The organism is Ruegeria sp. ABF4_144, from assembly GCF_056160045.1.
This window is the reverse complement of record NZ_JBSWWK010000001.1, coordinates 1718205-1739955: the sequence shown is the minus strand read 5'-3', so window position 1 is coordinate 1739955 and position 21751 is coordinate 1718205. Positions and strand designations below refer to the sequence as shown.

Genomic DNA, 21751 nt, shown 5'->3' with positions numbered 1-21751 from the left:
ACAGGGGAGGGCGCTTATGAAACTAGAAAAACCAAACTTTGCGGCACCGTCGGACGCGGAAAAGCGCAAGGCCATTCCTCCGGTCATCTGTTATCCGCCCGAGACTTTGGCGCAGCCGGACTTGACCACGCTGTCCAAGCTTAGGGCGGGGGCCAGCAAAACGGCCGAGGCCATCGCAGCACCGCGGGATGCCGCTTGCATCGACGTGCCCGCAGGCGCGTTTGTTCGGGTGTTGTCGGTCGATGGCCCTCAGGTCGGCGACCTAAACATGTGGAACAGGCGCGACCTGACCGAACGGTTCTATTCCGGCAAGACCCGCGCGTTGCACGGCACCCACCTCTCGACCGGAGACCGAATGTGGTCGAGTTTTCCGAACATGCGTCCCATGGCGACTGTCGTTGACGATACGCTGGACTGGTACGGGTTTGATGCCTTTGGCGGGTCGGTTCACGACGTGATCGGCACGCGGTGTGATCCTTATACCGGGCGGTTGCTGTCCGGAGACGACTATCATTATTGCTGCCATTCCAACCTGACCCGTGCGCTGGCCAGCCATTGCGATCTGCCGCTGCAGGAGGCCGAGATGCTGGTCCATGATGTGCTGAACGTGTTTATGTGCACCGGTTTCACCCGCGATACCGGGCAATACTTCATGAAGGCCAGCCCCGTGCGGCCGGGCGACTATCTTGAATTCTATGCCGAGATAGATCTAATCGTCGGTCTGTCAGCTTGCCCCGGTGGTGATTGTTCGTCCGAGCATTCCTCGGACGCGGCGGCCTGTTACCCGCTAGTGATGGAGGTCTATGATCCGGGCGAGGACGCTCGCGCTGCGCATATTCAACCAGCGCGATCCGCCTATGACCGTACTCATGGTGCGGACTAAGAGGTCAAACGGCGCCCCAAACGGTCCAGCATCCGGCAACACAGGTCGAGCTGTTCGATCTCGACATACTCGTCCGCCTTGTGTGCTTGTGTGATCGAACCCGGCCCGCAGACAATCGCATGCACTCCCAACTGCTGGAAAAGCCCGGCCTCGGTTGCAAAGGCAACGACGCCGGTGCCATTGGCGCCGGTCAATTCGGCCACCAATTCGCGGGCGGCGTTTTCGTCCATCGGCTCAAGCCCTTGAACCTCGGCAACTGCCTCCTGGGTGATGCTGGCTTCGGGGTGCACCGCCTGCATCTCCGGTAGCAAACTGTGTTGCGCATAATCCGATAGGGTTTTCCTAACCAATTCGGCGTCGCTGGACTGAACTGGGCGCATTTCCCATGCCACCTCGGCCTTGCTGGCGATTACGTTGTGGGCGACACCGCCTGAGATGCGCCCGACATTAACTGTGGTCCAGGGCGGTTCGAACGGGCTGCCTTTTGGCGCACGTGATTTCAGGATATGGCGCAACTCCAGTAGCTTACCAATGTACCGCGCTGCGTATTCCGCCGCGTTTACGCCATCGTCCGGGGCTGAGCTGTGCCCTTCGAGCCCTACAAAACTTGTGGTGTATTCGAAGCAGCCCTTATGCCCTTCGATCACTCGCATCTCGGTAGGTTCGCCGATGATGGCGATGTCCGGCACGATGCCACGTTCGGACAAGTCCTCCACAAGGTTCTGCGCACCCAGACAACCGGTTTCCTCATCATAGGTAAAAGCAAAATGCAGCGGTTGGGTCAGCTTACTGGTGTCCAGTGTCTCGGCAAAGGCCAGCGCGACGGCGATGAACCCCTTCATGTCGCAGGTGCCGCGACCATATAACCGACCGTCCTTCTCGGTCATCTGAAACGGGTCGGTTGTCCAATCCTGATCGGCCACCGGAACCACGTCCGTATGGCCGGACAACAGGATTCCTCCAGGCTGATCCGGCCCCAGCGTGGCGAAAACGTTGGCCTTGGTTCCAGTGGCATCCCGCGTCTCAACACATCGCGCGCCCAGAGCTTCAAGCCGTTGGGTCAAATAGCGGATGATCTCAAGATTGCTGTCGGCCGATACCGTTTCAAAGGCAATCAGGTCGGCAAGGATTTCAGTGGTTCTGGTCAGGGTCATGGTTTCACGAACAGCTTGCGGGGCCGGTTGCAAAAACACTCGGCAGGTCCGGTTTCGGTGATCAGGATCGACTCGGTGATCTCAAGGCCCCAGTCGTCCATCCAGAGGCCGGGCATGAAATGGAAGGTCATGCCGGGTTCCAAAACAGTCTCATCCTCGGGGCGCAGGGACATGGTGCGCTCTCCCCAGTCCGGCGGATAGCTGAGACCCACCGGATAGCCGCAGCGTGCACCGCGCTCGATCCCGGCGCGTTCCAACGGAGCGGCAAGAGCCAGCGCAATGTCGCGGGCCTGATTGCCTGCGCGGGCAGCGTCCAACCCGGCCTCGAGCCCTTCGACCAATGCAGCCTCGGCCCGCAACAGGTGATCGGGCGGCTGTCCCAGAAACACAGACCGACAAAACGGCGCGTGATAGCGACGATAGCAGCCGGATAATTCGAAGAACGTGCATTCGCCGGATTTGAAGGGCGCCCCGTCCCATGTCAGATGAGGCGCTGCAGCGTCAGGGCCCGAAGGCAACAGAGGCACGATGGCGGCGTAATCCCCCCAGTCTTCCCCCGCGCCCGAGATCGCATCATGGTAAATCTGCGCGACCAACTCGTTCTTGCGTAACCCCGGTTCTACCCGCTCCAGAACGCCGTCGATCACATGCACCGAGATGCGGGCAGCCTTGCGCATCAAAGCAACCTCTTCCTCAGACTTCACCGCACGCTGCCAGTTAACCAAAGCGTTTGCATCAAGCAGTTCAGCCTCGGGCAGTTCCGCAACCAAGGTCAGATGCGCTTTGGCCGAGTAATAGTAGTTGTCCAACTCGACGCCAATCCGGCCAGCAGCGAGCCCGCAGTCTCGGATCAGTGCCGCAAGGTCCTGCATCGGATGACGGACGGTGGATTGCACATAGTGGTCCGCATAACCGTAGATCCGGTCATCCGGCATCCAGACCGTGCGTCGGGCGCCATTGGCATCCTGATTGCGGCCCCACCAGATCGGGTCGCGGTCGTTCAGAACCAGAACGCCTTGGTGCACGTAGAAAGACCATCCCTCGTACCCGGTCAGCCACGCCATGTTCGACGGGTCCTCGACAAAAAGCGCGTCTAGCCCCGCGGTCGCCATAGCTGCGCGCGTCTTTGCCAATCGACGGTTATATTCGGCCTGAGTGAAAGCCGGATTGGCATGGGCCATGGGCTTGCTTCCTGCGGTGACTGAGTTTTGTTGACAGAACTTGACGAATCCGCTCACGTCAATGGGCAACACAGGGAAGACGCTCAGTTGAAAATCACATCCAACCCGTATCGCGCCGGTCAGAAGCTGATTGAGGGCGCTCCGTTTCCATCTACAAATGTGGCGCGCGCCTCGGAATTGATTGCGCGTTGTCTGTCGGCGGATGAGACGCCTTTGACCGACGTGCCGGGGCTGGCGGATGTCGCGCACCTGTGGGTCAAGGATGAGCGTGGACGGATGGGCCTGGGGTCGTTCAAGGCCTTAGGCGCGGCCTATGTCATCGCGCGCCATGCTGCAGAGATTGACGAAACGCCGGACACCACAACGCTGACTGGTCGCACGTATGTTACGGCCAGTGCGGGTAATCATGGCCTCAGCGTGGCCTCGGGTGCGCGCAGGTTCGGGGCCGACGCGGTGGTCTATATAGCTGATACCGTGCCCGAAAGCTTCGCAGATCGCTTGCGCGAGCAAGGCGCGAAGGTTGTGCGCGAAGGCACGGATTACGCAGCCAGCATGGACGCAGCCAGCAAATCTTCACGGGATAACAACTGGATCCTGCTCTCGGACAGTTCGTGGGAAGGGTATTACAACCTGCCGCATATTCTGATGGAGGGATACTTGCAGATGGCGGCCGAGGCTGCCCAGAAGTGCCCGCAGGTGCCGACTCATATCATGTTGCAGGCCGGTGTGGGTGGTATGGCCGGTGCCGTTGCGGCTTACGTGCGAACCGTCTGGGGGGATGCGCCGCAGATTATCGTGGTCGAACCCGATGCGGCCCCGGCTTTGCAATCCAGTATTGAGGCCGGTGCCTGCATCTTCGCCGACGGCCCCGATAGTGTGATGGGAAGGCTTGATTGCAAAGAGCCGTCGTTGATCGCCCTGAACGGATTGGCCCGGGATGCCGACAGGTTTCTGACCCTTTCTGACGCACAAGTGACCGAGCATCTGCCCGCCATGGCTTCGGCAGGCATTGCCACCACAGCGTCAGGTGGGGCAGGGGTTGCGGCTGTCATGAATGATGGCGTTCGCAAGGCCTTAGGGATCGGCCCTTACGCCCGTGTCCTTTGTTTCCTGTCCGAGATCGCTGAATGAGAGGCTTTGAGACGTCTGAATTTCGTACGCGCACGGAACGCGCGCAGCGCCTGATGGGGAAAGCAGGTCTGTCGGCGCTGTTGCTGACGACCGAGCCTGAGGTTCGCTACTTCACTGGTTACCTGACTCGGTTCTGGGAAAGCCCGACGCGTCCCTGGTTTTTGATTGTTCCCGCCGCGGGGAAGCCTATTGCCGTGATCCCGTCAATCGGGGCGGCTTTGATGGCGCAGACTTGGGTCGACGACATCCGCACCTGGAGCGCTCCCGATTTAGACGACGACGGTGTTAGCCTGCTAGCCGACACTCTGTGCGAGGTTTGCCCAGAGGATGCGGTCATCGGCCTGCCGGATGGGCATGAAACCCACATCCGTATGCCTCTGGCCGATCTGAACAGGTTACAACTGGGGTTGGGCACGCGACGTTTGGGCAGCGACGGAGGAATTCTACGCACCCTTCGGATGGTCAAATCCCCGGCCGAGATTGCCAAGATCGAAACAGCTTGCGCTATTGCCGGTCGGGCCTTCCAGCGCGTGCCGGAGATCGCGACAGAAGGCGTGGCCTTGGACGAGGTCTTCCGCCGGTTTCAGATGTTGTGTCTGGACGAGGGCGCGGACTGGGTGCCGTATCTTGCGGGCGGTGCCGAGCAGGGCGGTTATGCCGACGTAATCTCGCCTGCCCGTGCCACAGCCCTGCAACCCGGCGATGTGCTGATGCTGGATACCGGGTTGGTACAGGACGGGTACTTTTGCGACTTTGACCGCAACTGGTCTATCGGCTCAGCCAGTCCAAAAGTGCGCGATGCCTATGCTGCGCTGATCGAAGCCTCAGACGCCGCTTTTGAAACCGCGCGCCCGGGCGCAACGGCGGCTGATTTGTTTCATGTCATGAACAGGGTTCTGTCCCGCACCTCAGGCGAGACAGGCGCAGGGCGGTTGGGGCATGGGTTGGGTATGTCGCTGACAGAATGGCCGTCTCTGATCCCCTCGGACCACACCGTTCTTGAACCGGGGATGGTCCTGACGCTGGAGCCTGGCATTGCGGTCGGTGACAAAATCCTCGTCCATGAAGAAAACATCGTTATCACCGAAGGGGCGCCGCGTTTCATCAGCCCCAGGGTCGGTCCGGAGTTGCCTGAGATATGAGCTATCTGCCCTACACGCTGGACAAGGACGATCCCGACGCGACGCCGATGGGGCTGATCGTGTTGCAAACCGATGAAACGATCGAGCCTGAGTTCAACGCGTATTTTTCTGACCAGCGAGCGCCGATCTATGTCTCGCGCATACCCAGTGGAGCCGAGGTGACGACGGATTCGCTGGCGGAAATGGAGAAAGCTCTGCCTGCGGCAGCGGACTTGCTGCCCAAAATCCGCCCTTACAAGGTGGTTGGCTACGGCTGCACCTCGGCCAGCTCGGTCATCGGGTCTGACCAGATCGAACGAATGGTTCAGAAAACCTGCAATGCGGCGGTGGTTACGAACCCGCTGCGCGCGGCATCCACCTGTGCGGCGCATTTGGGCGTGTCAAAGTTCGCGTTGCTGTCACCCTATATCGAAGAAGTGAACGAACCTCTGCGGCGGGCGTTTGCCGACAACGGAGTTTTCATGGACGTTTTTGGATCGTTCGGAGAAGCGGAAGAATTCAAAGTTGTGCGCATTTCTCAGCGATCCGTAGTTGATGCAGCCGTGAAGCTGGGGGCTGACCCATCGGTTGAAGCTGTCTTCATAAGTTGCACAAATTTAAGGACTTTTGATGCCATACCTGAAATCGAAAGCCGTCTGAAAAAGCCGGTATTGTCCAGTAATCAAAGCCTTGCATGGCATATGCGGAGACTGAATTCCGCCTAAGGCTGATGCAGGCGTAATCGAAAATGTCTTACGTTTGTCACATTTTGGTTGCGTGCTGTGTCTCGCATGTCCTTAAATGGGCTCAATAGGTCTTTGAGATCCGGATAACCGGGCAAACAATAGACCGCACAGGGAGTAAAATCGGTATATGTCCAATGACGCAGCGTTCGTCGAGTTTCAGCGTGTCCAAAAGTCATACGATGGCGAAGTACTCGTTGTAAAAGATCTAAACCTCTCAATGCCAAAGGGTGAGTTCCTGACTATGCTGGGTCCGTCGGGGTCCGGTAAGACAACCTGCCTGATGATGCTGGCCGGTTTTGAAACCGCCACTCACGGCGAAATCATGCTGGACGGGAAACCGATCAACAACATTCCGCCGCATAAGCGTGGGATCGGGATGGTGTTCCAGAACTACGCCTTGTTTCCGCATATGACCGTAGCCGAGAACCTGTCTTTCCCGCTGGAAGTGCGCAAAATGGGCAAGGACCAGCGCGAGGAAAAGGTAAAACGCGCGCTGGACATGGTGCAGATGGGGGCTTTTGGCAGCCGCCGCCCGGCACAATTATCCGGTGGTCAGCAGCAACGCATCGCGCTGGCGCGGGCGCTGGTATTTGAACCCGAATTGGTTCTGATGGACGAGCCGCTAGGCGCTTTGGACAAGCAGCTGCGCGAGCATATGCAGTTCGAAATCACCCGGCTGGCGCATGACTTGGGGATTACCACCGTTTATGTGACCCACGACCAGACCGAGGCTCTGACGATGTCGGACCGGGTCGCGGTTTTCGATGACGGTCGTATTCAGCAGTTGGCACCGCCAGACCTATTGTATGAAGAGCCGGAGAACAGCTTTGTTGCGCAATTCATCGGTGAAAACAACACGTTGGAAGGTGTGGTTAAGTCGATTGAAGGCGACTCGTGCGTGGTGGTTCTGGATGACGGATCTGAAATTGATGCCAAGCCGGTGAACGTCCACAAAGCCGGTGATCGCACCAAAGTTTCAATCCGCCCGGAACGCGTTGAGTTCAACAAGGACCGGCTGCACGCCGATGCGCATACGCTGAAGGCGACTGTGAAAGAGTTCATCTATATGGGCGACGTGTTCCGTTTTCGACTGTCCGTGGCGGGCAATGATGACTTCATCATCAAGACCAGGAACGCACCGGATGCAGTCAGGCTGAGCCCCGGCCAAGAGGTCGAGATCGGCTGGCTGGCACATGACTGCCGGGCGCTGGACGCCTGACAAGACAATTCCCCGTGTGATCCGCCCGGGCACGCGGGACATCAGATGATCGGGTTGCCCCGTGATCCGGTCTTCAAAGGTAAAATTAACGGGTATAACAGGGAGTTAACTATGAAAGTTACCAAAACCACTCTTTTGGCGAGTGCGGTTGCCGCAGTTGCCGGCGGCGCGATGGCCGAAGAGATGACGATCGTCTCGTGGGGCGGCGCATACTCCAAATCGCAGCTCAAGGCCTATCACGAGCCCTATTCGGAAAAGACCGGGGTCACCATTCTGAACGATGACAGCTCGAACGAAGCCGTCGCCAAGCTGCGTGCAATGAACGAAGCGGGTAACATCACCTGGGATGTGGTTGACGTTGTCGCCGCAGACGCGATTCGCTTGTGCGACGAAGGTCTGGCGCTTGAGATCGATTTCGACACCCAATTGGCTGCGGCGCCGGATGGCACGCCCGCGTCAGAGGATTTCGGCGATCTACTGGTCAGCGACTGCTTTATCCCGCAGATCGTGTATTCGACCACTTTCGGCTATCGCACCGATCTGGTTGGCGACAACCCTCCGACCGAGATTTGCGCAGTGTTCGACTTGGAAAACTATCCAGGCAAGCGTTCGCTGGAAAAACGCCCGATCAACAATATGGAGTGGGCGCTGCTGTGTGATGGTGTAGCCAAAGACGACGTATATGACGTTTTGGCAACCCCGGAAGGGCAGGATCAGGCTCTGGCGAAGCTGGACACCATCAAGGACAGCGTTGTCTGGTGGTCTGCCGGTGCCGACACGCCGCAGCTGCTGGCCGATGGCGAAGTCATCATGGGCTCGACCTACAATGGTCGTTTGTTCAGCGTGATCGAAGAGCAGAAACAGCCCGTTGCCATGTTGTGGGACGCACAGGTGTTCGATCTGGACGGCTGGATCATCCCGGCAGGTCTGAGCGAAGAGCGTCAGCAGCGCGCGCTGGACTACATCATGTTCGCAACTGACACGCAGCGTCTGGCGGATCAGGCCAAATACATCTCGTACGGTCCGGCCCGTGCCTCGTCGGCACCGCTGGTTGGTCAGCACGCTGATCTGGGCATCGACATGGCGCCGCACATGCCGACCGATCCGGAAAACGCCAAGAACACGTTCCTGTATAACTACGAGTTCTGGGCTGATTACCGCGACGACATCGACGCCAAGTTCCAGGCATGGCTGGCACAATAAGCTTGTCTTGAAATGAATGGTTGGGGCCGCCAGTGGCCCCGACCCACTAAAGACCAAGGGACGCAGATGACTGACGCTACTCAATCCGGTCCAATGCTGGCCGCAGATGGCACGCCACTGAAAAAATCGCTGGCGCGTTCATTGCGCCGCCGTAAGCTTAGGGCGCTGGCCCTTGTTGCGCCCTTGTTGCTGTTTGTATTGCTTTCATTCGTGATCCCGATTGTTTCGATGCTTTTCCGCTCGGTGGAGAACAGCATCGTTGCGGAAACGCTCCCGCTGACCGTGGTTGAGCTGAAGAACTGGGATGCCGAAGGCGGAGAACTGCCTGACGAAGCCCTGTACGCCGCCTTTGCAAAAGACATGGTCGCGGCCGTTGAGGCAAAAACACATACGAGACTTGGCACGCGTCTGAACTATGAACAGACCGGCATGTCCTCAATGTTCCGAAAATCAGGTCGTAAAATTAAACGCTTAGATCCCGAAGCTGATGCTCCGTTCAAAGAGAAACTGATCGATATTCACGACGGTTGGGGCGACGTTGAGACATGGCGCACGATCAAAACCCATGCGGTTCCGATCACCAATGGCTATTTCCTGAATGCCATAGACATGCGCCGCACACCCGAAGGCGCGCAGGCGCAGCCCGAGGATAAACAGATCCTGATCAAGTTGTTTGGACGCACGTTGTTCATGTCGCTGATCATCACCGGGTCATGTATTCTGTTGGCCTATCCGGTCTCATACCTTTTGGCGACGCTTCCTATGCGTGTGTCGAACCTGTTGATGATCCTTGTATTGCTACCTTTCTGGACATCGCTATTGGTGCGGACGTCGGCATGGAAAGTGATGCTGCAGCAGCAAGGTGTGATCAATGAAACGCTCGTCTGGCTGGGATTAGTCGCCGATGACGCTCGACTTGTGATAATCAACAACCAGTTCGGCACGATAATCGCGATGACGCATATCTTGCTGCCGTTCATGATCCTGCCGATGTATTCGGTGATGCAGACTATCCCGCCATCCTATACCCGCGCGGCCAAGTCGATGGGGGCGACCAACTGGACGACCTTTTGGCGGATCTACTTCCCTCAATCCATCCCGGGTATCGGGGCGGGCTCGATCCTCGTGTTTATTCTGGCCATCGGTTACTACATCACGCCCGAGATCGTAGGCGGCACCAAGGGTGTCTTCATTTCGAACCGGATCGCCTACCACATCTCGTCTTCGCTGAACTGGGGTCTGGCGGCGGCGCTGGGAACGATCCTGCTGGCGGTCGTTCTGTTGCTCTACTGGTGCTACGACAAGATCGTAGGCATCGATAACGTGAAACTGGGATAAAGATCATGGCAGCACTTACACCTATATCCCGCAAACCGTTGTCGGTCGTTCTGCCCGCAGTCGCTATCGCCGGAGGGTTCGTCGGCATGTTTGTTGGGGCCGGGCAGGGCAGCGTCCTGTTGGGCATCCTGATTGGCGCTGCGTTGATGGCAGGGCTGGCCTGGGTCTATATCACGGTGCTCGACAACGAACGCGTTGCGCGCTGGATTACCGTTCTGGGACTAGCTGCCATAGGATTCTTCTTTGCCGGGGTCACCGGTCTCATCGTTGGATTGCTGGCGGGCTGGTTCTTTGCGTTCTTTATCTTCTGGCTCTACGAGGGGCGCTATCGGCAAAAGCTGTTGCCTTATCTTACAGGTCGGCAGGTGTTCGAGCATTATCTGTTCCGTGTGATTTGCGGAGCCATCTTTGTCTTCCTGATCACGCCGATCCTTGTGGTTCTGCCGCTGTCGTTCAACGCACAGGACTTCTTCACCTTCACGCCTGAGATGCTGCGCCTGGACCCCGAGGGGTACTCGCTGAAGCATTACCGCGATTTCTTTACCAACAATGAATGGCAGCGCAGCTTTAAGAACTCGCTGATCATTGCGCCGATCGCGACGATCATCTCAGTTTCTTTGGGGACGCTGGCCGCTATCGGCCTGAGCCAATCACATGTACCGGGGCGTCGGGCCATCATGGGCATCCTTATATCGCCCATGATCGTGCCGCTGATCATCTCGGCGACAGGTATGTTCTTTTTCTACAGTGACATCGGCCGGTTCCTTGAGGGAACGCTGGGCATGGACAAAAACTTTGTCGGCTATGTGAAGGTTATCCTAGCTCACGCCGTTCTGGGTATTCCTTTCGTGATCATCACGGTGACGGCGACCTTGGTCGGGTTCGATCAGTCACTGACGCGGGCGGCGGCGAATATGGGGGCAGGGCCAGTGCGGACCTTCTTCAAGATTCAGATGCCGCTGATCCTGCCGGGTGTGATCTCGGGCGGGTTGTTCGCCTTCATCACCTCGTTTGACGAAGTGGTGGTGGTGCTGTTTGTCGGTTCAGCCAGCCAGAAAACGCTGCCTTGGCAGATGTTTACCGGCCTGCGTGAACAGATCAGCCCGACCATTCTGGCGGTTGCCACGATCCTTGTAGTCATCTCGATTGCGTTGCTGACTACGGTTGAACTGCTACGGCGTCGGTCTGAACGTCTGCGGGGCCTCAGCCCGGGTTGACGCGACTCGAAAGCTGATTTAGCGATTTCACCATGCACCCCGGTCACGATGGCGTCGTGATGTTAGGCGGGGTGCATGGCTCTCGGTTCCCGAGGCCGCTTGTCCTGAACGCCGGGGCTTGTGGCCGGGCGGTGCCTGTCCGGCATTGAGGAGAGACCAAATGACTGACCTACAAAATCGCCCCGAGTTCTTCACCAGCCACAATGGCGAAAAGGCTCCGTTGCCCTTCAGTAAGGCAGAGTACGCCCGTCGTCTTGCCAACCTGCGCGCAACGATGGCGGCGCGTGACATACCTGCAGTGCTTCTGACGTCGATGCAGAACATCGCTTACTACTCGGGCTTTCTGTACTGCGCGTTTGGCCGTCCGTATGGCTGCGTGGTTACACAGGATGCATGCACAACCGTGTCGGCGAATATCGACGCAGGGCAGCCATGGCGCCGCTCGGTCGAAGAAAACGTTATCTACACCGACTGGAAACGGAACAACTACTGGCGCGCTGTGGCAAGCCTGATTGGCTCGGCAGGCCGGATTGGTATCGAAGGAGATCACATGACGCTGGCCTTGCGCGACACTGCGCTGGATATGCTGGGCGGGCCGGAACTGGTGGACATTGCCCCTGATACGATGGCCGCACGCATGGTGAAATCTGCCGAAGAGATCGAGTTGATTAAGGGCGGTGCGCGCACGGCGGATGTGGGTGGCGCGGCCATTCACGCAGCCATCCGTGAGGGCGCGACCGAGATCGAGATCGCCATGGCAGGCCGTGACGCGATGGAGGCCGAGATTGCGCGCGCCTATCCGGATGCGGAATACCGTGACACGTGGGTCTGGTTCCAGTCGGGCCTGAACACGGATGGCGCGCACAACCCGGTGACCAAACGGGCGCTACAAAAGGGCGATATTCTGTCTCTGAACACGTTTCCGATGATCTCGGGCTATTACACAGCCTTGGAGCGCACCCTGTTCCTTGGCGAACCCGATACAGAAAGCCTGCGCATCTGGAAGGCCAACGTTGCCGCGCACGAGCTGGGTTTGAGCCTGATCAAACCAGGCGCGACCTGTTCGGGTATCACCGCCGAGATCAACCGGTTCTTTGCGGATGAGGGTCTGCTGCAATACCGGTCCTTTGGCTACGGTCACTCTTTCGGTATTCTCAGCCATTACTACGGTCGTGAGGCCGGGCTGGAACTGCGTGAGGATATCGACACGGTGCTGGAGCCCGGCATGGTCGTTTCCATAGAGCCGATGTTGTGGATCCCCGAAGGTCAGAAGGGCGCGGGTGGCTACCGCGAACATGACATTCTGGTCGTCGAAGAATCCGGTGCTGAGAACATCACCGGTTTCCCCTATGGCCCGGAACACAACACAATCAGCGCTTGATTGCGCCATGGGAAGGGGTCTTCGCCCCTTCCTTTCATCTGTCTTGCGCGGGGTTGATTGTCCGGTTCAGCGGTGTGTATTTGACGATACTGTTTGAAAGGATAGGTCGTGGGACAATTCGAGCTGCCATCGGAAGCGGGTGCCTACTTTATCAACCTCGACCGGGTGCCGGAACGGGCCAACTTTATGGAGTCCCAGTTTGCCCACACGGGATTTATTGGCGCCCAACGGTTCAGCGCAACGGATGCGCAGCAACCCGGAGTGCTTGATGGCAACGGCTATGTCCCCGGAACCGGCAGCCGCTGGGGCCTGAAGCAAAGCGAAATCGCCTGTTTCGAAAGCCATCGTGCCGTGTGGCAGGTCGCTGTGGATGAGGGTCTGAAGGCGGTTGCGATTTTTGAAGATGACGTTGAAATGTCTGCCCAGGCCGGAGAGGTTATTACCGCACTGCTGAACGGCAGAGACGAGTTTGACCTTATCAAGCTGGATTTCTCGCCGCGGTCTATGCGGTTTGGTCCGTTGCAGGAAATTGCGGGTGTTTCGGTCAGACCGATGTTGGAAATGGCCCCCAGTGCGGCTGCCTACATCGTCACGCAAGCAGCGTGCCGTAAACTGTTATCCTGGTCCGAGCAGTATTCAGATCACCTCGACGATTTCATTTCGATCCCGCGCCCGAACTGGCAGATGTATCAGTGCTTTCCGGCAGTCGGGGTACAGATGATCTGGTCCAAACAACAGGAACAGACCGCAGAAACCGTCAAGGTCAGTGAAAGGTCGCAGGACCAGAAAACCAACAGTGGTCTGGACAAAGGACCATTGTGGTTCCGAATCCGGCGCGAGGTGCTAGCCGCCGGGCGCAAACTGTATTGGCGCGCTGGCGCTCAGCGCCGTTTGCTGGATAGCGGCGGGTTTGTCGGCTTCATTCCCTGCACTGATGACCTGAGCGTGTAACGGTAAAGTCCCCCGATTTCGATCGCTCAGCGTATAAGCGTTAACAAAACTGTCAATTTGATATAATCTTGCAGTGTTGTTAGTGGTTAACGTTTGGGTGTTTGGTGTGGGGCAGACAATTTACGAAAGGTACGGCGGGTTCAAAACCATCAGCCGGATCGTGATGACATTCTATGAAATGGCGTTGGACTCCGATCAGATTGGCGGCCATTTCGAAGACATTGATATGCCGCGCCTGATCGATCACCAAACCAAGTTCGTGTCGTCCTTGGTGGGCGGACCCGCATCGTTCAGCGATGAACGGATCGAAGCGGTTCATCGCCACCTCAATATCTCTCACGAAGATTTTGACGAGATGGCCGAGCTGTTTGGCGAGGCGCTGGCCATGCACGGGATGGAGGACGGGCATATAAAAATCGCCCTGAGTGCCATCGAATCCAAACGCTCAATCATCGTTGCGCGAGACGCCGCATGAGCATTCTGGCCATCAATGAACAACTGCTTCGGGCGATCGGGGTTGGTGTTGCGGTCGTGCGCGCCTCGGACTTGAGTTTCGTGTTTCACAACGGTCCGTTTGCTGAATGGTTCGGGAAACCGGAAGAGGGGCAAACCCTTCTGGATTTGATTCCGTCGCTCGATCTGCGTGAATTGGAGGATGTCAAACAATCTGGTCTCCGGTATTCCGTCGAGATTCAGATAAAGCCAAAGCGCAGAACGCTGATATTCGCGGCGGCTGTGTCGCTTGCAAACGGCCTGAACGAGCAGGTCTTGGTCGTCGAATGTCAGAACATCACCCGCATTCGCGAACTTGAAAGTATGATCGACAGCTACTCGACCATGGTTGAGCGTAACACTCGGGAATTGGAGCGTGAGAAAGAACGCGTCGAACGGTTGCTGCTGAACCTGATGCCGCGTGCGGTTTACGAAGAGTTCAAGACATTCGGAGTGGTTACGCCTCAGCTATATGATCAGGTGTCTGTGGTGATGCTGGATTTCGTTGGTTTTACCGACTTCGCAGCCAAGACCGACCCGACAGTGACGCTGAGCGAACTGAACGACATTTTCACCGCTTTCGACCGTATTGTTGAACAGTTTGGCTGTGAACGGATCAAAACCATCGGCGACGCTTATCTTGCCGTGTCGGGGATGCCTGATGCGACGCCCGATCATGCCACAGCCGTGGCACATTGCGCGGTGCGGTTCCTGCGGTATCTCGAACGCCGCAATGAAAGCCACCCGCACAAATGGCAGGCCCGTATCGGTTTGGGCATGGGGGCTGCGGTGGGCTCGGTCGTGGGGATACAGAAATACGTCTATGACGTATTTGGCCCGGCGGTAAACATTGCTTCGCGCCTGCAAGTCTTTGCAAACCCAATGAATATTGTCGCGCCGGAGGAAATGAAATTCGCCCTGATTGATGAGTTTCAGGTGTCGGACATCGGACGCGTGGATATCAAGGGCATGGGTGAGATGGACCTGATCAACGTGACCTCGGGCCTTAGTGTGCCGCAACCTTTGTCGCGGTTCTAACCTCTAGTCGTCTTGTGGAACCAATCCCAGACCGCGCAGATAGATACCGATTCCGGACTCCAGTAAATCTTCGGGCGGGAAGGGGGAACTTGCGCCAGTGTTGCGGGCAAACAGTTCGACAACACCGTGGCTCATGGCCCAAATATGGGCGCTGAACATCGACGCGGGCGGGCGTTTTTCGGGTGGGATGTGTTGCGACAAATCCGAGGCAGCTTTCTCAAGTACCGCTTTCGCGCGGTTCGCAGCCAGCGCCAGTTCGGGTGTACGGTTGATGGAAATACCGCTTTCGAACATCGCGATGTAGTGGCCCGGATGCTTGCGCGCAAAGGCCAGATAGGCGCGGCCCGTGGCCTCGAACGCAGCCAGGGCCGAGGGTTGGCCCTTGTCATAGGCGTATTGCATCAGATCCGCGAACATCTCGTATCCCTGACGCGCTGCCTCGGCGATCAGGTCTTCGCGACCATGGAAGTGCCGATACACCGCAGCCGGGGTGACCCCCGCAGTTTTGGCAGCCTCGGACAGGGTAAAGCCGGTCGGGCCTTTTTCCTCGATCAGAGACAGTGCAGCCTCGATCAAAGCCTGTTTCAGGTTCCCGTGGTGATACCCGCGTTTCGTCATCCCTGTTTCAGGTGCCTTTGTTGTTTAAGCGCTCGGAACATATGACATAATCCGCGTTGTGGTCTTCGTCCACTGTTGGTCATGCATCCCAGACTTCCGGTCCGCCACATATTTTGTGATCGTTCGGCCCGATGGCGTCTTCGTCTTTTTCATCATAGTCCAGCGCGTGCAGGACCGTGCGAATGGCTGCCAGCCGCGCCCGTTTCTTGTCGTCGGACCGGACGATGGTCCAGGGGCAATGCTCGGAATGGCTTCGGGTTAGGGTTTCCGAGATCGAGTTGCTGTATTCGTCCCATTTGTTCAAACCAGCCACGTCGATGGGGCTGAGTTTCCATTGCTTTAGCGGGTCCGTTTCACGAGACAGAAACCGGTTCAACTGTTCGGCACGACCGACATTCAGCCAGAACTTGAACAAGGTGATCCCGTCATTCACCAGCCCGGTCTCCAGCGGCAGAACCTGCCGGAAAAACCGTTCACGCTGTTCCGCGGTACAGAAGCCAAACACGTTTTCAACGACCCCGCGATTATACCAGCTTCGGTCAAAGAACACGATCTCACCGGCTGCAGGAAGATGCTGAATGTACCGTTGAAAGTACCACTGGCTTTGTTCAGTATCCGAGGGTTTGCTGAGCGCCACGTTGCGCGCACCCCGAGGATTCAGATTCTCGCGGAACCGTTTGATCGTGCCACCTTTGCCGGCGGCATCCCGGCCTTCGAAAATGAGGGCAATACGTTGGTCTGTTTCCTTGACCCAAGACTGCATCTTGACCAGTTCAATCTGCAGCTTTTCCATCTCTTTATCATATTCCTTACGCTTCATCCGCTCGTCGTAAGGGTAGGTCGGGTTGAGAATATCGTCCTTTCCGGACTTTTCGATGGCCGAACGCACCTCTTTCGGAGCGTCCTTTTTGAAATACTTTTCGATGGAACCTTTTTCGGAACGGGCCATGTGTCACCTCGCCATAAAATCCATAACTTACTATGGATTAGCTGCGGGCTTAACGCAAACCCGCACGTTGCGCGGCACGGTCGATGGCGTCGGCAACCTCGGGGGCGGCCACGACCTGCGGCATGTGCCCGATGCCCGGTAGTTCAATAAGTTCTGCACCGGGGATTTCGTCGATCAACCGGTGTGAATGCCATTCAAGACCAACGGTGTCATCGGCTGTGCCGTGAACGATTTCTGTCGGGACATCGATCTCGCCATACCGGGGTTGCAGGGCCGTGATTTCGTCCAGCAGGTTGGCGCGTTGCTTGGCGTTGGCATGCATCGAGGCGCGGCGCATTGTCAGGCCGGGGCCAAAGTGATCGGCATAGCCCTCGGGGGCCGTCTGCGGCGCGAACACGCCGTCCAGCGCTTTTTCGACGTACCAATTGGGCGCAAATGCAGTGATAAACGGCAGGGATGCGGCGCTGCCGGCCGAAGTAGATGCCAGTTGGTTGAAGCCGTCCAAAGGAGTTTCCCACGGGATCGCTGCGGGTGCGATCAGAACCAGTGCTGAAATGTTGTCTGGGCGTGTCACGGCCCATGCAAGAGACACCGATCCCCCATAGCTTTGGCCTGCAACGATGGGTTTTTCAGCCCCTAGTTGAGCAGCGGCCTTTTGCAGGATTTCTGCCTGTTCTTCAATGGTTTCCCCGTCTGGATTAAAGCTTGCGCTATAGCCCAGTCCGGGGCGGTCAAACACGATCACGCGATAGTTTTCGGCCAAGATCGGCGCCAGCGCAAAGGTCATGTCACGTGTGTTGCCGCTGGAGCCGTGGAGCAACACTACATCCGGTCCTTCGCCCATCACAACGGCATGGACAGGCACGCCATCGACCTCGACGATCTGACCTTCGGGGGGAAAGGCGGTCTCGGCGCGGGCCTCGTTCCGGGCGGCGCGCCAGATTGCGACGGCCCATAGCGTGACCATCAGGGCCAGAACGATTATGCCGACGCGCAGCACTGTGTCAGGCCCTTAGATCGGTTTGCTCGACACCGATCCGGCTGATGTCATAGGGAACCGTGCCATAAATCTCGCTGATCCAGTTGCCATAAAGCAGATGTGCATGGCTACGCCATCTGTTTTGCGGTGTCTGGCCTGGATCATCATCCGGATAGTAGTTCATGGGCACGTTGATCGGCGTGCCATTGGCAACGTCGCGGTCGTATTCCTGCTTCAGCGTATCGCTGTCGTATTCGAAGTGATTGAAGATATAGAGTGCCCGATGTGCCCGATCCTCAACCAAACACGGTCCTACATCATCACTGCCAAGCAAGGTCACCAATCCTGTTGCTGCGTCAATCTCCGGCTGTTTCATCTCGGTCCAGCGGCTGACCGGGATGACGCAATCGTCCGAGAACCCGCGCAGGAAGGGCGAGGCCGGATTGAGGTTCGAGTGCCGGAAACAGCCGAATGCCTTGGCATCCAGCATGTGTTTCTTCACGCCGTGGAAATGATTGATCATCGCCATCCCACCCCAGCAGACGCCAAAGGTGGAATGCACGTTCGTCTGGGTCCATTCAAAAACTTCGCGCAGCTCTTCCCAATAGGTGACATCGTCGAACTCAAGATGCTCGATCGGTGCGCCGGTGATGATCAGGCCGTCAAACTTCTCGTCCTTAACCTCCTGAAAGGGGCGGTAGAACTCGGCCATATGCTCGGCAGCTGTGTTTTTGGTACGGTGCTCGGTCATGCGGATCAAAGATAGGTCGATCTGCAGCGGAGTCGCCCCGATCAGGCGTGCAAACTGGTTTTCGGTCTGAATCTTCTTGGGCATCAGGTTCAGCAACCCGATCCGCAGAGGGCGGATGTCCTGACGCATTGCCTGATCTTCGTCCATGACCGAAACGCCCTCTTTCGTGAGGACGTCAAAAGCTGGAAGATCGGAGGGAATCTTGATCGGCATCAGGTGCAAGCCTTTGGAGTTACAGTGTAGAAGCGGTAATTAAGCGTGGTTCGCGCGGGTCTCAAGGGTGCGTTCGATCAACTCATCGAAATCAGCCGCATCCCGTACCTTGTGCATGTCGTCGGCGGTGACCGCGATTCCCCAGTTTTCCGCCATCGCCTGATAGCGCGGCTGGCGATGCGCCAAGGCCTGCGCATAGGTCCAGCGGATAAAGGCGTCGGGGTCTACATCCTCGGCCCGGCAACCATTTTGGTTGAGGTAGTCATCCCAGACGCGGGTCAGAAACTCGGGTTGATAAGACATCGGCTTGGGCGCCTTGTCAAAGCGGCGAACCAGCTCAGCGGTGTGCTCTTCGTCGCCCTGAATCCAGATCATCAGGGTCTGGCGGGACAGTTCAGACAAAACATGGTCGTTCGGATCGTTCGGGTCCACCCATTCACAGATCGATCCGCCCGTGTCGCAGATAAAATGCGGGTACTGGTACAAGCGTTGTGCACGATCGATGAAGTACTCGGTGTCGAGCAGAGCGTGAATCTCCGCCAATCGGAACTGTTCCTGCCGGCGGCGGTATTCAGGCAGGTCCATCCCGCCCAATGCAGGATTGCCGGGTTTGCCCAAATAGGCGGCAACCGGGGTCAGGTTCTCGAAGGTGATATTCGATCCGATATAGATCGAATCCGATAGCAGAAGATCGCGCAGAAACGGAACCTTCATCGCTTCGGCTTTGGCGTTGTCGATGATGTATTCGCCCATGTACCGCGTGCCGATGCGGTAATCGATCGAGTAGTGGAACCAATCCCCAGAGTCGCGCAGGACGTTTGACACGTAAGTCTTGCCCAGACCAGACATGCCGAAGAACAGCACCTTTTTCCGCGCCGCGTCGCGCCAGTCATTTGCCGAACCGTAGATCATTGTCCGCTATCCCTTTTTCCGACCTAGCTAAAACGGCCAGCGGGCGGCGTCAATCGCGGGCTCCTGCGCGGTTGAGTATCAATAGCCCCACGGCAAGGATAGCAAAGCCCAGATAGGCTTGCGGGAGCAGGGCCTCATCCCTCAGAACCGCGCCCAATACGATAGCGACCGGGGGAATAACCAGTGTGACCAACAACAGGTTGCCCGCACCCGCCATGGCAAGAACCCGATAGTACAGCATATATGCGCCTGCCGTTGCGATCAGGGCGTAATAGCCAATCGCTGCCCAGGTGATCACGGGCAGATCCAAACTCGGCACGCCATCGACCAATAGAGTAATGGGCAGGATCAGCAGCGTTGAGCCGGTCAACATCCCCGCGGCTGCGACGACGGGGGGCAGGTCGGACAAGTTGGCCCGGGCCCAGGCTCCGGCCAATGCATAGGACACCGTGCCTGCAATGACGGCCAGTTGGGCCATACTTTGCAGATCAAAACTGGCGAAGTTGCGCAATCCGATGGCGATAGTAACACCAAGAAACCCAAGTCCTACGCCTATAGCACGCGCGCGGCTGAGACGTTCGTCTTTGAAAAACAGCGCTGCGACGATGACACCGAAAATGGCCGTCATCGCGTTCAGGATCGAGGTCAATCCCGTTTCTATATACAACTGCCCCCAGGCCATCAGTGAAAATGGAATAGCGTTGTTCAGCAATCCCATGACCAGAAATGCCATCCAAACGCGAGGGCTGCGGGGAACAGGCAGTCGTCGGAACCAGACCACAAGCCAAAGCAACAGCATGGCCCAGAAAACCCGGTGAAACACCGAGGTCATCACCGGGATCGTGTCCAGTGCGATACGGATGGATAGGAACGAAGCGCCCCAAATCAGACCCAGCAATAATAGCTCGGCCCATGCTTTCGGTGAGAGGTGTTTTTGTGCTGCCATACCACCTTGTTGCATTTACGACGTAACCGTTCGACCCGAAACCTGCGCAAAGAAAAACCCCGCCGGAGTGGCGGGGTTCGTCTGTTTTTGATGCGTTTGATCAGCCGAGCGAATAGGTGATCTGGAAACCGACACTCCAAGCGTCGTTGCCGCTGAAGTCGGCAGTCTGGCCAAATCCGCCATCCGCAGTCGCGTCACCAATATCGGTGTAGCGAACACCGGCAGAGATCTGCGCTTTTTCAAGCGTATACGTGCCGCCCAGACCGATGCTCCAGAACCCGTCTGTGGGCCCAAGGTTGGATACCGGTTCGCCTTCGTCGGTTTCGTAACCCAGTGTTACAGCGCCAGCGAACTGATCAGTGAACTGATAGCCCAGACCAAGCGAGTAGGTGAACGTCGCGTTGTCGTAATCAACCAGCGGGTTGCCAACGATACCAATATACGCAGGCGGCGCGTAGTTCAGCTGTGGCCAATCCACCCAGCGGATCGAGCCAAACAACAGGGTCTTTGGTGCAACCCCGGTCTGGAAGTCCAGGTTGATGGACTGTGGTGTTTCGATTTCGCTGGAAGTGTCAACCGAGGCAACGGTTCCCGGCGGGATCGGCGGGATCGGAAGCGGGTTGAACGATTCATTCTGCGACAGGTCGTGCGAGATTTTCGAGTTGTACGTGAGCGCCACTCGTGCCGCGATTTCAGGCTTTTCCCATGCCACGCCGACAACGTAGCCAAAGGCGATGTCCCGGTCCGAAGACACCTCGTAGCCCGCGGCTGCGGGGACAGTGACCGAAGCTTTGACACGCTGTGCCCGCACACCGCCGATTGCGCTGAATCCGTTGTCGAACTTATAGCGCAGCAGGGCGGTAATTGCCTCGGTGTCCGCTTTGGCTTTCAGAGTATTGCCGCCGCGTCCGAACGGAACGGGGTTAATCGACAGCGGATAGCCATCTGCATATTCGATGTCGGCTCCGAACGGTTCGTCATACATGATCGCGAAATCAAGCTGGTCCGTGAGTGCGGTTTTGTAGCCGAGATGCGGAGTGAAGAAGTCATTCGCCACGCTGCCTGAGTCCACAACTTGTCCATTTGTGGGGCTGCCGGGGTTGTTATCCAGCAAACTGCCGCTGACGCTTGGGTTGGTGTATCCCAGCCGGAACTGAGCGACCGATCCCTCTTCGAAGATCAGGTTGATACCTTGACCGCTGCGATCCAGACCGCCTGCATAAGCGCCAGTCGCTCCGACGGTAAGTGCGCACGCCTGTAATAGCGCTTTTCTCATTGTGTCCTCCCTTAAGGTCTCCTGTAGGTCAGGCCAGCTTTATTGAGTGGTT

Annotated in this window: 21 protein-coding genes; 12 read left to right on the top strand and 9 right to left on the bottom strand. The window is 57.4% G+C overall.

Translation table 11 applies throughout. The features are described 5' to 3' along the window. The first annotated feature begins 16 nt into the window (after positions 1 to 16). Positions 17 to 883: an urea carboxylase-associated family protein gene (locus tag ACXAGD_RS08840; RefSeq protein WP_475209778.1), complete on the top strand. Its 867-nt coding sequence runs from the start codon at positions 17 to 19 to the stop codon at positions 881 to 883. Here ACXAGD_RS08840 and argE read toward each other — a convergent pair. After that, positions 880 to 2037 carry an acetylornithine deacetylase gene (gene argE / locus ACXAGD_RS08835; RefSeq protein ID WP_475209775.1) on the bottom strand — a complete coding sequence of 386 codons (1158 nt, stop codon included), beginning with the start codon at positions 2035 to 2037 and terminating at the stop codon, positions 880 to 882. The two genes, ACXAGD_RS08840 and argE, sit on opposite strands and share 4 nt — an antisense overlap. Next, positions 2034 to 3218 (bottom strand): M24 family metallopeptidase, encoded by a 1185-nt coding sequence (locus tag ACXAGD_RS08830; protein WP_475209770.1) that lies wholly within the window; start codon positions 3216 to 3218, stop codon positions 2034 to 2036. The genes argE and ACXAGD_RS08830 overlap by 4 nt, the downstream gene beginning before the upstream one ends. Before the next feature lie 87 nt (positions 3219 to 3305). Between ACXAGD_RS08830 and ACXAGD_RS08825 the strand changes: the two genes are divergently transcribed. From ACXAGD_RS08825 to ACXAGD_RS08775, 11 genes are all read left to right on the top strand, one after another. Beyond that, positions 3306 to 4349 carry a pyridoxal-phosphate dependent enzyme gene (locus ACXAGD_RS08825; RefSeq protein WP_475209765.1) on the top strand — a complete coding sequence of 348 codons (1044 nt, stop codon included), beginning with the start codon at positions 3306 to 3308 and terminating at the stop codon, positions 4347 to 4349. Continuing rightward, positions 4346 to 5491, top strand: coding sequence for a M24 family metallopeptidase (locus ACXAGD_RS08820; protein WP_475209764.1), 1146 nt, complete (start codon positions 4346 to 4348; stop codon positions 5489 to 5491). Before ACXAGD_RS08825 ends, ACXAGD_RS08820 begins: the two co-directional genes overlap by 4 nt. Beyond that, entirely contained in the window at positions 5488 to 6195 is a 708-nt protein-coding gene (locus tag ACXAGD_RS08815) for a maleate cis-trans isomerase family protein (protein WP_475209762.1), read from the top strand. Before ACXAGD_RS08820 ends, ACXAGD_RS08815 begins: the two co-directional genes overlap by 4 nt. 148 nt (positions 6196 to 6343) lie before the next feature. Next, positions 6344 to 7435 carry an ABC transporter ATP-binding protein gene (locus ACXAGD_RS08810; protein ID WP_475209759.1) on the top strand — a complete coding sequence of 364 codons (1092 nt, stop codon included), beginning with the start codon at positions 6344 to 6346 and terminating at the stop codon, positions 7433 to 7435. 111 nt (positions 7436 to 7546) lie between these two features. Next, a complete protein-coding gene (locus tag ACXAGD_RS08805) occupies positions 7547 to 8638 on the top strand; it encodes an extracellular solute-binding protein (RefSeq protein ID WP_475209756.1) in 1092 nt (363 codons plus the stop codon). 66 nt (positions 8639 to 8704) lie between these two features. Continuing rightward, on the top strand, positions 8705 to 9976 hold the full coding sequence (locus tag ACXAGD_RS08800; protein WP_475209753.1) for an ABC transporter permease: 1272 nt from the start codon (positions 8705 to 8707) through the stop codon (positions 9974 to 9976). A gap of 5 nt (positions 9977 to 9981) precedes the next feature. Beyond that, positions 9982 to 11193 carry an ABC transporter permease gene (locus tag ACXAGD_RS08795; RefSeq protein WP_475209752.1) on the top strand — a complete coding sequence of 404 codons (1212 nt, stop codon included), beginning with the start codon at positions 9982 to 9984 and terminating at the stop codon, positions 11191 to 11193. A 160-nt stretch (positions 11194 to 11353) separates the two neighbouring features. Continuing rightward, on the top strand, positions 11354 to 12574 hold the full coding sequence (locus ACXAGD_RS08790; protein WP_475209751.1) for an aminopeptidase P family protein: 1221 nt from the start codon (positions 11354 to 11356) through the stop codon (positions 12572 to 12574). A 108-nt stretch (positions 12575 to 12682) separates the two neighbouring features. Beyond that, positions 12683 to 13525 carry a glycosyltransferase family 25 protein gene (locus ACXAGD_RS08785; RefSeq protein ID WP_475209750.1) on the top strand — a complete coding sequence of 281 codons (843 nt, stop codon included), beginning with the start codon at positions 12683 to 12685 and terminating at the stop codon, positions 13523 to 13525. A 73-nt stretch (positions 13526 to 13598) separates the two neighbouring features. Then, complete coding sequence (locus ACXAGD_RS08780; protein WP_475209749.1) at positions 13599 to 14000, top strand: group I truncated hemoglobin; 402 nt, start codon at positions 13599 to 13601, stop codon at positions 13998 to 14000. Then, the gene (locus ACXAGD_RS08775) at positions 13997 to 15055 is read left to right on the top strand and encodes an adenylate/guanylate cyclase domain-containing protein (RefSeq protein WP_475209746.1); all 1059 of its coding nucleotides are present in this window, start codon (positions 13997 to 13999) and stop codon (positions 15053 to 15055) included. The genes ACXAGD_RS08780 and ACXAGD_RS08775 overlap by 4 nt, the downstream gene beginning before the upstream one ends. A 3-nt stretch (positions 15056 to 15058) precedes the next feature. On the opposite strand, the gene ACXAGD_RS08770 is transcribed toward ACXAGD_RS08775, so the two are convergent. The 7 genes from ACXAGD_RS08770 to ACXAGD_RS08740 form a co-directional block, all read right to left on the bottom strand. Then, the gene (locus ACXAGD_RS08770; RefSeq protein ID WP_475209743.1) at positions 15059 to 15673 is read right to left on the bottom strand and encodes a TetR/AcrR family transcriptional regulator; all 615 of its coding nucleotides are present in this window, start codon (positions 15671 to 15673) and stop codon (positions 15059 to 15061) included. A 79-nt stretch (positions 15674 to 15752) separates the two neighbouring features. Further along, positions 15753 to 16622 (bottom strand): polyphosphate kinase 2, encoded by an 870-nt coding sequence (gene ppk2, locus ACXAGD_RS08765; RefSeq protein WP_475209741.1) that lies wholly within the window; start codon positions 16620 to 16622, stop codon positions 15753 to 15755. 49 nt (positions 16623 to 16671) lie between these two features. Continuing rightward, entirely contained in the window at positions 16672 to 17589 is a 918-nt protein-coding gene (locus ACXAGD_RS08760) for an alpha/beta fold hydrolase (RefSeq protein ID WP_475212534.1), read from the bottom strand. Between the two features lie 37 nt (positions 17590 to 17626). Next, the gene (gene metA, locus ACXAGD_RS08755) at positions 17627 to 18565 is read right to left on the bottom strand and encodes a homoserine O-acetyltransferase MetA (RefSeq protein ID WP_475209739.1); all 939 of its coding nucleotides are present in this window, start codon (positions 18563 to 18565) and stop codon (positions 17627 to 17629) included. Positions 18566 to 18604: 39 nt separating this feature from the next. Next, positions 18605 to 19477, bottom strand: a complete 873-nt coding sequence (locus tag ACXAGD_RS08750) for an ATPase (RefSeq protein WP_475209737.1) — start codon at positions 19475 to 19477, stop codon at positions 18605 to 18607. Between the two features lie 49 nt (positions 19478 to 19526). Continuing rightward, positions 19527 to 20423, bottom strand: a complete 897-nt coding sequence (locus ACXAGD_RS08745; protein WP_475209734.1) for a DMT family transporter — start codon at positions 20421 to 20423, stop codon at positions 19527 to 19529. A gap of 100 nt (positions 20424 to 20523) precedes the next feature. Beyond that, the gene (locus tag ACXAGD_RS08740; protein ID WP_475209732.1) at positions 20524 to 21699 is read right to left on the bottom strand and encodes an OmpP1/FadL family transporter; all 1176 of its coding nucleotides are present in this window, start codon (positions 21697 to 21699) and stop codon (positions 20524 to 20526) included. Between the last annotated feature and the right edge of the window lie 52 nt (positions 21700 to 21751).